Here is a 12354-nt window from a genome sequence, read left to right on the forward strand (position 1 = left end):
GATTTCTAAGCCTTCACACAATCCATTTGTAGGAGTGAGCCTGCTCGCGATAGCGGTGAAACAGCCAATGAATGTGTTGGCTGACACACCGCTATCGCGAGCAGGCTCACTCCTACAAGGGGCGTGTGATAGCTGGCATTTATGGCTGTTCCCAGCTTTTGAGCACCGCTCCGCAATAAAGCCCCGACAGGGTCTTCATCACCTGGATCACTTCATGACTGGCCAGCCCATAGAAAATGTATTTGCCTTCACGGCGGGTCGCGACCAGCCCCTCGTCGCGCAGGATGCCCAGCTGCTGGGACAGCGTTGGCTGGCGTACGCCGGTCATCTTTTCCAGTTCGCCAACATTGCGTTCGCCCTGGGTCAGTTGACACAGAATCAGCAGGCGATCCTCATTGGCCAGGGCCTTGAGCAGCGCGCAGGCCTTGGAGGCCGAGGCGCGCAGTTGGGCGACTTCACATTCGGTCAGACTGGATTGCATTTGCACGAGGCCTTGAAGGTCACTTAAGCTGCGAACATTATGTTTTTACATAAAGTGTTGCAACCCTGAATTCCTCTGCACAGGTTTTTGCCATGCCCGCCCTGATTGAAGCGTTCCTCGACCCCGCCTCCTCGACCTACAGTTACGTGGTCTATGAAGACGATGGCGGGCAATGCGCGATCGTCGACCCGGTCCTCGATTACGACGGTGCCGCCGGTCGCACCTGCACAGCGCAGGCGGACAAGCTCATCGCCTTCGTCCGTGCGCATCAATTGCAAGTGCAGTGGTTGCTGGAAACCCACGCCCACGCCGATCATCTGTCCGCCGCGCCGTACCTGCGCCGGGAACTGGGCGGCAAAATCGCCATCGGCGCATCGATCAGCAAGGTGCAGAACGTGTTCAAGGCGCTGTTCAACCTGGAACCGGAGTTTCGCGTCGACGGCTCGCAATTCGATCACCTGTTCGCGCCGAACGAGTCGTTCATGATCGGCAACCTCAAAGCCACCGCCCTGCACGTGCCCGGCCATACGCCAGCGGACATGGCGTACCTGATCGACGGCGAGCAGATTCTGGTGGGCGACACGCTGTTCATGCCCGATGTCGGCACGGCGCGCTGTGATTTCCCCGGCGGCAACGCGCAGCAACTGTTCAAATCGATCCAGAAGCTGTTGGCCTTCCCGGCGAGCGTGAAGCTTTACGTTTGCCACGATTACCCGCCCGAAGGACGCGCTTCGCAATGCCAGACCACGGTCGGCGAGCAACGCAAAAGCAATATTCATGTGCATGACGGGATCGATGAAGCGGCGTTTGTTGAGATGCGTACGAAGCGCGACGCCGGGTTGGGCATGCCGACGCTGCTGCTGCCGGCGATTCAGGTCAATGTGCGGGCGGGGAATCTGCCGGCGGCGGAAGACAACGGTGTGGTTTACCTGAAGATCCCGCTCAACAAACTCTGACGGTTCGACAACGCAGCCTCCAGCAGCGCCAACTGATCGTTCCCACGCGGAGCGTGGGAACGATCGGCGTCTGCAGGTCAGTCGTATCAATTGCCTAACGTCAGCCCATTAGCCGGCAACGGCAACGCGGTCTTGTAGCGCACCTGCTTCAGCGCAAAGCTTGAGCGGATGTTCGCCACTCCCGGAACCTTGGTCAGAAAATCCATCATGAAGCGCTCCAAGGACTGGATACTCGGCACCAGCACACGGATCAAATAATCCGGGTCGCCGGCCATCAAATAACACTCCATCACCTCGGGGCGGTCGGAGATCGCTTCCTCGAAATGCTGCAGCGCTTCCTCGACCTGCTTTTCCAGGCTGACGTGAATGAACACATTCACGTGCAGCCCCAGCAGGTCGGCGTCGAGCAGCGTCACTTGTTCTCGAATCAGGCCCAGCTCTTCCATTGCCTTGACCCGATTGAAGCACGGCGTCGGTGAAAGGTTCACCGAGCGGGCAAGGTCGGCATTGGTGATGCGCGCGTTCTCTTGAAGGCTGTTGAGAATGCCGATGTCCGTACGGTCCAGTTTGCGCATGAGACAAAACCACCTGTTTTTTATGTTTATGCAGAATTTCTATCTGCAAATGGTCGCCAGCGCAACGAAACAGAGAAAAATATTCTTCTTCGCCGGGCCTATGATTGTTGTAGGACAAGATTTCCTCTACCCAGGAATGACTGCCAGCTCACTACAAGAAATTCACAAGATCGAGCGTAGAAGCCATGACCCAAGCGTACGAACCGCTGCGCCTGCACGTCCCTGAACCCTCGGGCCGTCCCGGCTGTAAAACCGACTTTTCCTACCTGCATCTGACCGATGCGGGTACGGTGCGCAAGCCTTCCATCGATGTAGAACCGGCCGATACCGCCGACCTCGCCCGTGGCCTGATTCGCGTACTCGACGATCAGGGCAACGCCCTCGGGCCGTGGGCCGAAAACGTGCCGGTCGAGATTCTGCGCAAGGGCATGCGCGCCATGCTCAAGACGCGCATCTACGACAACCGCATGGTGGTCGCCCAGCGGCAGAAAAAGATGTCGTTCTACATGCAGAGCCTCGGCGAAGAAGCCATCGGCAGCGCCCAGGCCCTGGCGTTGAACATCGATGACATGTGCTTCCCGACCTACCGCCAGCAAAGCATCCTGATGGCTCGCGACGTGCCGTTGGTCGATCTGATCTGCCAACTTTTGTCCAACGAGCGCGATCCGCTCAAGGGCCGGCAGCTACCGATCATGTACTCGGTCAAGGACGCCGGTTTCTTCACCATTTCCGGCAACCTCGCCACCCAGTTCATTCAGGGCGTGGGCTGGGGCATGGCCTCGGCGATCAAGGGCGACACCAAAATCGCCTCGGCGTGGATCGGTGACGGCGCCACCGCCGAATCGGACTTCCACACCGCCCTCACCTTCGCTCACGTTTATCGGGCGCCGGTGATTCTCAATGTGGTCAACAACCAATGGGCGATTTCGACCTTCCAGGCCATCGCCGGCGGTGAAGCGACGACCTTCGCCGGACGCGGCGTCGGTTGCGGCATCGCCTCGCTGCGTGTCGACGGCAATGACTTCTACGCGGTCTATGCGGCCTCGGCCTGGGCTGCCGAACGCGCCCGCCGCAACCTCGGCCCGACCATGATCGAATGGGTCACCTACCGCGCCGGCCCGCACTCGACTTCCGACGATCCGTCCAAATACCGCCCCGCCGACGACTGGAGCCACTTCCCCCTCGGCGATCCGATCGCACGCCTGAAACAGCACCTGATCAAGGTTGGCCACTGGTCGGAAGAAGAGCACGCCGCCGTCAGCGCCGAACTCGAAGCCGAAGTGATTGCTGCGCAGAAACAGGCCGAACAGTACGGCACCCTCGCCGGTGGCCAGATTCCGAGCGCCGCGACCATGTTCGAAGACGTCTACAAAGAGATGCCGGAGCACTTGAAGCGCCAGCGTCAGCAGTTGGGAATCTGACATGAACGATCACAACAACAATATTCAGTTGGAAACCGCCATGACCACGACCACCATGACCATGATCCAGGCCCTGCGCTCGGCCATGGATGTGATGCTTGAGCGTGATGACAACGTCGTCGTGTTCGGTCAGGACGTCGGCTACTTCGGCGGTGTGTTCCGCTGCACCGAAGGCCTGCAGAGCAAGTACGGCACCTCGCGGGTGTTCGACGCGCCGATCTCCGAGAGCGGCATCGTTGGTGTCGCCGTCGGCATGGGCGCTTATGGCTTGCGCCCGGTCGCCGAAATTCAGTTCGCCGATTACGTCTACCCCGCTTCCGACCAGATCATCTCTGAAGCCGCGCGCCTGCGTTATCGCTCGGCCGGTGAATTCACCGCGCCGATGACCCTGCGCATGCCTTGCGGCGGCGGCATCTACGGCGGCCAGACCCACAGCCAGAGCATCGAGGCGATGTTCACTCAAGTCTGCGGTCTGCGCACCGTCATGCCATCCAACCCGTATGACGCCAAAGGCCTGCTGATTGCCTCCATCGAAAACGATGACCCGGTGATCTTCCTTGAGCCTAAACGCCTGTACAACGGCCCGTTCGACGGCCATCACGATCGCCCGGTAACGCCGTGGTCGAAACACCCGCAAGCCCAGGTGCCGGACGGTTATTACACCGTGCCGCTGGACGTCGCCGCGATCACCCGTCCGGGCAAGGACGTGACGGTGCTGACCTACGGAACCACCGTGTACGTCTCGCAAGTCGCTGCTGAAGAATCCGGCGTCGATGCCGAAGTCATTGACCTGCGCAGCCTGTGGCCGCTGGACCTGGAGACCATCGTCAAATCGGTAAAGAAAACCGGCCGTTGCGTGGTGGTTCACGAGGCCACGCGCACCTGCGGTTTCGGCGCCGAGCTGGTGTCGCTGGTGCAAGAGCACTGCTTCCATCACCTGGAAGCGCCGATCGAACGCGTCACCGGTTGGGACACTCCCTACCCGCACGCGCAGGAGTGGGCGTATTTCCCAGGGCCGTCCCGAGTGGGCGCGGCGTTGAAACGGGTCATGGAGGTCTGAATGGGCACGCACGTTATCAAGATGCCGGACATCGGCGAAGGCATCGCAGAAGTAGAACTGTCGCAGTGGCACGTCAAGGTTGGCGATCTGGTCGTTGAAGATCAGGTGCTGGCGGATGTGATGACCGACAAGGCAATGGTCGACATTCCGTCCCCGGTACACGGCAAGGTCATCGCCCTCGGCGGTCAGCCGGGTGAAGTGATGGCGGTCGGCAGTGTGCTGATCAGCATTGAGGTGGAAGGCGCTGGCAATCTGAAAGAATCGGCGGCCCCGGCTCCGGTTAAAGAGGCGCCAGTTGCACCGAAAGTCGAAACCACTGTCGACAACAAACCGGCTGCGGCACCGCGCCCCGCACCGGCTTGCCAGGGTCCGGTGGTTGCCCGCGAAGCCGATGAGCGCCCGCTGGCATCGCCGGCCGTGCGCAAACATGCGCTGGATCTGGGCATTCAACTGCGTCTGGTGCGAGGCACCGGTCCTGCCGGTCGCATCCTGCACGAAGACCTTGAAGCCTATCTGGCCCAGGGTCAGGCGAACGCTTCGGCGCCCGCTGCTGCCGCTTACACCCAACGCAACGATGAAGAACAGATTCAGGTTATCGGCATGCGCCGCAAGATCGCCCAGCGCATGCAGGACGCCACTCAGCGTGCCGCGCACTTCAGTTACGTCGAGGAAATCGACGTCACCGCGATCGAAGAACTGCGCGCGCATCTGAATGAAAAGCATGGCGCCAGCCGCGGCAAGTTGACCCTGCTGCCGTTCCTCGTCCGCGCACTGGTTGTTGCACTGCGCGACTTCCCGCAGATGAACGCCCGTTATGACGACGAAGCCCAGATCATCACCCGCCTCGGCGCGGTGCATGTCGGCGTCGCCACGCAAAGCGATGTCGGCCTGATGGTGCCAGTGGTGCGTCACGCCGAAGCCCGCAGTCTGTGGGACAGCGCCGCGGAGATTTCCCGTCTGGCCAACGCTGCACGCAACGGCAAGGCCAGCCGCGACGAGTTGTCCGGCTCGACCATCACCCTGACCAGCCTCGGCGCATTGGGCGGCATCGTCAGCACACCGGTACTGAACCTGCCAGAAGTGGCTATCGTCGGCGTGAACAAAATTGTCGAACGGCCGATGGTCGTCAAAGGCCAGGTGGTGATTCGCAAGATGATGAACCTTTCCAGCTCCTTCGATCACCGCGTGGTCGATGGCATGGACGCGGCACTCTTCATCCAGGCCATTCGTGGCTTGCTCGAACAACCTGCCACCTTGTTTGTGGAGTAATGGAATGCAAGCTTTGAACACCACGCTGCTGATTATTGGCGGCGGCCCTGGCGGTTACGTCACGGCGATTCGCGCCGGACAGCTAGGTATCCCGACCATTCTGGTCGAGGGCCAATCGTTGGGCGGCACTTGCCTGAACATCGGCTGTATTCCGTCGAAAGCGCTGATCCATGTGGCTGAGCAGTTCCACCAGACCCGGCACCACAGCGAGCATTCTGCGCTGGGCATCAATGTGTCCGCGCCGACTCTCGACATCAGCAAGAGCGTCGAGTGGAAGGACGGCATCGTTGACCGCCTGACCACCGGTGTCGCTGCATTGCTGAAGAAAAACAAGATTCAGGTCATCAACGGCTGGGCGAAAATCATTGATGGCAAGACCGTGGAAGTCGGCGACACGCGCATTCAGTGTGAGCATCTGGTGCTGGCCACCGGTTCGACCAGCGTCAACCTGCCGATCCTGCCGATTGGCGGGCCGGTCATCTCCTCCACCGAAGCACTGGCGCCGACGTCGGTGCCAAAACGCCTGACCGTGGTCGGCGGTGGTTACATTGGCCTGGAGTTGGGTATCGCCTACCGCAAGCTGGGGGCTGAAGTCAGCGTGGTCGAGGCGCAGGATCGCATCCTCCCGGCCTATGACGCGGAGCTGACGCAACCGGTGCATGACGCATTGAAGCAACTGGGCGTGAAGCTCTACCTCAAGCACAGCGTGCTGGGTTTCGACGGCACGTTGCAGGTGCGCGATCCTGAGGGCGAAACCCTCAACCTGGAAACCGATCAGGTGCTGGTCGCCGTCGGGCGCAAACCCAACACCCAAGGTTTTAACCTTGAAGCGCTGAATCTGGACATGAACGGTTCGGCGATAAAGATCAACAACCGTTGCCAGACCAGCATGCTCAACGTCTACGCCATCGGCGATGTGAGCGGCGAACCGATGCTTGCGCACCGCGCCATGGCCCAGGGTGAGATGGTTGCCGAACTGATCAGCGGCAAGACCCGCGAATTCAACCCGACGGCCATTGCTGCGGTGTGCTTTACCGACCCGGAACTGGTAGTTGTCGGCAAGACGCCGGACGAGGCCAAGGCTGCGGGCATCGACTGCATCGTTTCCAGCTTCCCGTTCGCCGCCAACGGCCGGGCGATGACGCTGGAGTCCAAAAGCGGCTTCGTGCGTGTGGTCGCTCGTCGCGACAACCATCTGATTGTCGGCTGGCAAGCGGTGGGCGTCGGGGTGTCGGAATTGTCGACGGCGTTTGCGCAAAGCCTGGAGATGGGTGCGAGGCTGGAAGACATCGGCGGCACCATCCATGCGCACCCGACCCTGGGTGAAGCGGTGCAAGAAGCGGCGTTGCGTGCGCTGGGGCATGCGTTGCATCTGTAACGCAAGACCCTGTGGCGAGGGAGCTTGCTCCCGCTGGGCTGCGAAGCGGCCCCAAACCCAGCTCACTCTGTGCATCTGATGCACCGCGGCGGCCGGTTTTACCAGTGCTGCGCACTGGAGCGGGAGCAAGCTTCCTCGCCACACATAAGGTGGAACATTCAGGAATGATGGGGATTTAGTAAGCAAGCTACTATTTTTGCCAATCCCTCCATCGTCCGGGCTGCGAAACCGCCCCAGAATGAAGTATTGTTGTGCCCATCCAAAAAAACGTCAGAAGCCTTGAACCGTTTCGGCGGTTGTTCAGTGATAGAGGGTGTCATGGGTAACGAAAGCATCAATTGGGACAAGCTGGGTTTTGACTACATCAAGACCGACAAGCGCTATCTGTCGTACTTTCGCAATGGCGAGTGGGACAAAGGCACCCTGACCGAAGATAACGTCCTGCACATCAGCGAAGGCTCGACGGCCCTTCACTATGGCCAGCAGTGCTTCGAAGGCATGAAGGCCTACCGCTGCAAGGACGGTTCGATCAACCTGTTCCGTCCGGACCAGAACGCTCTGCGCATGCAGCGCAGCTGTGCGCGCCTGCTGATGCCGACGGTCGACACCGAGCAGTTCATCGAAGCCTGCAAAGCCGTGGTTCGCGCCAACGAGCGTTTCATCCCGCCGTATGGCACCGGCGGCGCGCTGTACCTGCGCCCGTTCGTGATCGGCGTGGGTGACAACATCGGCGTGCGCACTGCACCGGAGTTCATCTTCTCGATCTTCTGCATCCCGGTCGGCGCCTACTTCAAGGGCGGTCTGACCCCGCACAACTTCCAGATTTCCAGCTACGACCGCGCCGCCCCACAAGGCACCGGTGCGGCCAAGGTCGGTGGCAACTACGCGGCCAGCCTGATGCCGGGCTCGAAAGCCAAGAAAGCCAACTTCGCCGACGCGATCTACCTCGATCCGATGACCCACACCAAAATCGAAGAAGTCGGTTCGGCCAACTTCTTCGGGATCACCCACGACAACAAGTTCGTCACCCCGAACTCGCCGTCCGTGCTGCCAGGCATCACCCGCCTGTCGCTGATCGAACTGGCAAAATCGCGTCTGGGCCTGGAAGTGGTTGAAGGCGACGTGCTGATCGACAAACTGTCGGACTTCAAGGAAGCCGGGGCCTGCGGCACCGCTGCGGTAATCACCCCGATCGGTGGCATCAGCTACAACGACCATCTGCATGTATTCCACAGCGAAACCGAAGTGGGCCCGGTGACCCAGAAGCTCTACAAAGAGCTGACTGGCGTGCAGACCGGCGACATCGAAGCGCCAGCGGGTTGGATCGTCAAGGTTTGAGTTGACGGTTGTTGATGACGAAAAAGCCCTCCATTAAGTGGTTGATGGAGGGCTTTTTTGTTGGGCTACAAAAAGATCAAAAGATCAAAAGATCGCAGCCTTCGGCAGCTCCTACAGAGACCGAGTAGGCGCTGCCGAAGTGATCTTCTATTTCAAGGTGATCCGCTTGCCCGAGCGACTCGAGATCCCGCTCGCCTGTCCATTCTGCTGCTTGCCCATCCGCGCTTGGGTAATCAGCCCCGGAATCAGCTCCCCCTCCGGTAAATTTTTCCAGAACCGCGCGGGCAAATGCCCCTGCATGACCTTTGGGTTCAACCGTGCCGGGTTGAAGATGTGGCTGTAGTAGGTCAACCACAAATCGCCATGGGGATCGTCGACGTTTTGCGCCATCTGCTGCCATTCGACGGGGCATTGGCGTTGATGAATCAGCTGTTCGCCGTCGTAATACACCCCGTCACGCGGGGTCGCGATCAACCAGCGGTGCTGGCCCATGCGTCCGATGAAATGTGCGCTGGCGCTGTGCAGAATGTCGTGCGCCGGTTCGTGCCACGCCACGTATTGCGGGCCGGGCAAATCCCCCGGGCGCTCGATGAAGCGCACGAAGGCATGCAGATGATGGGCCTCGCGGTGCACTTGCTTGAGGCGGCGTTGCAGCTCGCTGCCCAGTTTGTCGCCGGCCATCATCGCGGTGCGGTCACCGTGGCTCACACGCCAGAGCACTTCATACAAAAGGCTCCAGCGCTGCTCGCCACGATACTGTGCCGCCTGCTCCAGGGTATCGAGCAGCGCACGCGGAATGCGCGCCTGAAACGGCCCCTGCTCTTCAGGCACGCGCTCATCGCTGGCAAACAGATCGCCCACCCCTTCCGCCGCCCAGCCCACCCGACTCGGGTCGACTTCATGACTGAGCAACCAGCGCGCCTGCTGGCGCCAGGTGTCGAAAAGATCACCGCAATCAAGACTGATCATCCCCACAACCCCATCTGTTGTGGCATCGGTCGGTCGCGCAATTGCTGATAGAGCATATGGCTGGTGACTTCGGCCTGCTGCGGATGGTAGTCGCTGGTGATGATGAACGGCTTGGCCTTGGCCAGTACACAGCGCATCCGCGCCACGTCTTCGTAGCGAATGCGGCGCTGGCGGCGCAGCTCGACCAGACGCTCGGTGGTGCGCAACCCGATGCCGGGAATGCGCGCGATCAACGACGGTTCGGCGCGGTTCAGGTCCAGCGGGAACACCTCGCGATTTGCCAATGCCCATGCGAGTTTTGGATCGATATCCAGCGCCAGATTGCCCGGCCCTTTCAACAATTCGTCTGCGCTGTAGCCATAGCTGCGCAGGAGAAAGTCAGCCTGATACAAACGGTGCTCGCGCATCAATGGCGGCGCGGCGAGCGGCACGCTTTTCGGGCTGTCGGGGATCGGGCTGAACGCCGAATAATAGACCCGGCGCAGGCGGAAGTTGCCATACAAGGATTGGGCGCTGTGGAGGATGGTGCTGTCGTCGGTGTCATCGGCGCCGACGATCAGTTGCGTGCTTTGCCCGGCCGGGGCGAATTTCGCCGAGCGCGGCTCGTTCAATACCGTCTGCACGCCGGTGTAGATGGTGTTCATCGCTTGCTTGATCGAGGCGATGTCTTTCTCCGGCGCCAGCGTCTGCAGGCTGGCATCGGTGGGCAATTCGATATTGACGCTGAGGCGGTCGGCGTAACGCCCCGCTTCTTCGATCAATGCCGGATCGGCCTCTGGAATAGTCTTGAGGTGGATATAGCCGCGAAACTCGTGTTCCTCACGCAGCAGCTTCGCCACGCGCACCAGTTGCTCCATGGTGTAGTCCGCCGAACGAATGATCCCGGAGCTTAGAAACAAGCCGCTGACGCAATTGCGCCGGTAGAAATCCATGGTCAGCGCGACAACTTCTTCGGGAGTGAAACGTGCACGGGGCACATCACTGGAGCGACGATTGACGCAGTACTGGCAATCGTAAAGGCAAAAATTGGTCAGCAAAATTTTCAATAACGACACGCAGCGGCCGTCCGGCGTGTAGCTGTGGCAGATGCCCATGCCATCGGTCGAACCCAGCCCGCTCTTGCCTTCGGAACTGCGCTTGGGCGCACCGCTGCTGGCGCAGGAGGCGTCGTACTTGGCGGCGTCGGCGAGGATGCTGAGCTTGTCGATGATTTGCATGGCACGGGCCCATTACTGTTTGTATATACAGTATAGAGCAAATCATCATAAATCAACGTACCGCATGTCGCCTTGAGGAGCTAAATGGACTGAAAGAATCTCTCGTCGATCTAAAACAGTAACGCATCAATAATAATTTCAATTAAATACGTTAACAGACCTCTACGTTCCCGCATTAACTACGACTTCCTTTATTTTTATCCTAGCCAAATAAACGCTAAAAGCGACCAAAAGCTGACCGATAATCGCAACAAAAAATAACAAAAGCCCTTCCCCCGTACCTATCCCCGCCTTACTTATCCAAGGAACTAAAGACAAAAAAGCAAATATCACAGAGTAAAATAGACTTACCCAAGCATGGCATTTTAACGCCCAGTAATCCTCCCACTTCAGCAATAACCGAAGAATATCCTTATCCTCCTGCAACAGACACCTAACCTCATTAAAGATCCAGACTGAAAGCGCTGCTGGCAACAGCATCAAGTACTTATTAACCTCATCATTCAGTTGAACTTTAGATGCCAAACCTTCGAAAGTCGGCAACCACAAATACCAACCCATTCCGCCCAAGCACAGAACAACAAACTCCAAACTTAAAATTATAACGCGAAAGACATATACCGCTTTCAAAATCAATGCCTCATATCCCTTTCATCACTTATACTCTCAAACTGACTTCTCGCCACTACCGCAAGAATATCTGGCTCCGGTTTCTTATCAAACAAAAAGCTTTTCTGTGTTTCAGATGTACGAATTACCACTTCATGGCCGCCCTCCGTACCTACAGCTTTCCCGGAACCATATCCATCCGCAGCCATCAAAATTGCGGCATCTGTTATGTCGGGTTCTTCCTCTGGTTCAAACTGTGGATTGGCTAATATTTTCTCCATCAACTCCAATAATTTTGTTTCCAAGCCTTCGGGCTTGGAAGTGGCCTCCCTTACCACAACCTCCTCCGCGTGACGGCGTCGCACGTACTTATCCAAGCTCCCCCAAAGTCGACCAAAAAGTGGATTTGGTGGATGAACCTTAGCGGAAAGCTCATTAATAACGTCCAGTGACTGTAATTTTTCAAGAAAAGCCCGGTAATCAGTTACCGGATCAACGGTGCAATCTACAAAAAAATTTCCGTAGGCTGCCTCAATAATAGACTTGAACCTTCTTGGAAACACATTTTCCTGGATACCATTCCAAACTTGCAAGAAAGCCAAACCAGAAAAATCTGGAAGATATACAAACGGCGCACTAGCTTCTAGAAGATATGGAGCCTCCGCTCGCAACTGCTGTTTCGCCGGTTCATCAACGACAGTAACCTCACCAATTCGAGAATACTTAGTTAAATTACCAAACAAGTAAGGCGACGAAGAATCACGCATATCAATAACATCGGTAATCGTCCACTCAAACTGGCCAATCTCAACAACTGGAGCATTTACAATTGCATCCATTAGACGGGTCTGACTTAACTGACCCAGCTTTATGACTCTAGCTAAAAAATACCGACCACGCCGCATTCCAATTCCCCGCCGAAACTCTATTAGTTACAAATCCTGTACATACCAGAGCTACCAAACCCGAATTATCTTTGGGTTGGGTACACCAGAAGCTGCCACTTTATGGAACCTGCATTCTGGCTATGCTGCTTGTGGTTTTGGGGAGGCAATATATGCCCACCTGCGATTTCTATGTT

At 58.1% G+C, this 12354-nt stretch carries 12 protein-coding genes; 6 read left to right on the forward strand and 6 right to left on the reverse strand.

The features are described from left to right. Positions 1-139 precede the first annotated feature (139 nt). Positions 140-481 (reverse strand): metalloregulator ArsR/SmtB family transcription factor, encoded by a 342-nt coding sequence (locus HU743_RS16165; protein WP_016775194.1) that lies wholly within the window; start codon positions 479-481, stop codon positions 140-142. Positions 482-573: 92 nt separating this feature from the next. On the opposite strand from HU743_RS16165, the gene HU743_RS16170 reads away from it, so the two are divergent. Next, on the forward strand, positions 574-1437 hold the full coding sequence (locus tag HU743_RS16170) for an MBL fold metallo-hydrolase (RefSeq protein WP_186649755.1): 864 nt from the start codon (positions 574-576) through the stop codon (positions 1435-1437). A gap of 86 nt (positions 1438-1523) precedes the next feature. Here HU743_RS16170 and bkdR read toward each other — a convergent pair whose 3' ends face one another. Further along, on the reverse strand, positions 1524-2012 hold the full coding sequence (gene bkdR, locus HU743_RS16175; protein WP_016775196.1) for a Bkd operon transcriptional regulator BkdR: 489 nt from the start codon (positions 2010-2012) through the stop codon (positions 1524-1526). Between the two features lie 185 nt (positions 2013-2197). Between bkdR and HU743_RS16180 the strand changes: the two genes are divergently transcribed. The 5 genes from HU743_RS16180 to HU743_RS16200 all read left to right on the forward strand — a co-directional run bounded on the left by HU743_RS16180 (position 2198) and on the right by HU743_RS16200 (position 8478). Beyond that, positions 2198-3433, forward strand: a complete 1236-nt coding sequence (locus HU743_RS16180; protein WP_007952906.1) for a 3-methyl-2-oxobutanoate dehydrogenase (2-methylpropanoyl-transferring) subunit alpha — start codon at positions 2198-2200, stop codon at positions 3431-3433. Position 3434: 1 nt separating this feature from the next. Further along, positions 3435-4493 carry an alpha-ketoacid dehydrogenase subunit beta gene (locus tag HU743_RS16185; RefSeq protein ID WP_186649757.1) on the forward strand — a complete coding sequence of 353 codons (1059 nt, stop codon included), beginning with the start codon at positions 3435-3437 and terminating at the stop codon, positions 4491-4493. After that, a complete protein-coding gene (locus tag HU743_RS16190; protein WP_186551862.1) occupies positions 4494-5762 on the forward strand; it encodes a dihydrolipoamide acetyltransferase family protein in 1269 nt (422 codons plus the stop codon). It abuts the gene before it with no gap. Between the two features lie 4 nt (positions 5763-5766). Beyond that, complete coding sequence (lpdA, locus tag HU743_RS16195; RefSeq protein ID WP_186649759.1) at positions 5767-7140, forward strand: dihydrolipoyl dehydrogenase; 1374 nt, start codon at positions 5767-5769, stop codon at positions 7138-7140. 318 nt (positions 7141-7458) lie between these two features. After that, the gene (locus HU743_RS16200; RefSeq protein ID WP_186551860.1) at positions 7459-8478 is read left to right on the forward strand and encodes a branched-chain amino acid aminotransferase; all 1020 of its coding nucleotides are present in this window, start codon (positions 7459-7461) and stop codon (positions 8476-8478) included. Between the two features lie 147 nt (positions 8479-8625). Here HU743_RS16200 and HU743_RS16205 read toward each other — a convergent pair whose 3' ends face one another. The 4 genes from HU743_RS16205 to HU743_RS16220 form a co-directional block, all read right to left on the reverse strand. Further along, complete coding sequence (locus tag HU743_RS16205; protein ID WP_186649761.1) at positions 8626-9447, reverse strand: TIGR03915 family putative DNA repair protein; 822 nt, start codon at positions 9445-9447, stop codon at positions 8626-8628. Next, the gene (locus HU743_RS16210) at positions 9444-10664 is read right to left on the reverse strand and encodes a putative DNA modification/repair radical SAM protein (protein ID WP_186551858.1); all 1221 of its coding nucleotides are present in this window, start codon (positions 10662-10664) and stop codon (positions 9444-9446) included. The genes HU743_RS16205 and HU743_RS16210 overlap by 4 nt, the downstream gene beginning before the upstream one ends. Positions 10665-10826: 162 nt before the next feature. Next, on the reverse strand, positions 10827-11300 hold the full coding sequence (locus HU743_RS16215) for a hypothetical protein (protein WP_186649763.1): 474 nt from the start codon (positions 11298-11300) through the stop codon (positions 10827-10829). Beyond that, a complete protein-coding gene (locus tag HU743_RS16220) occupies positions 11297-12112 on the reverse strand; it encodes a hypothetical protein (RefSeq protein WP_186649765.1) in 816 nt (271 codons plus the stop codon). Before HU743_RS16220 ends, HU743_RS16215 begins: the two co-directional genes overlap by 4 nt. Positions 12113-12354 lie beyond the last annotated feature (242 nt).

Source organism: Pseudomonas sp. SWRI99 (assembly GCF_014270125.1).
GTDB classification, from domain to species: domain Bacteria; phylum Pseudomonadota; class Gammaproteobacteria; order Pseudomonadales; family Pseudomonadaceae; genus Aquipseudomonas; species Aquipseudomonas hamedanensis.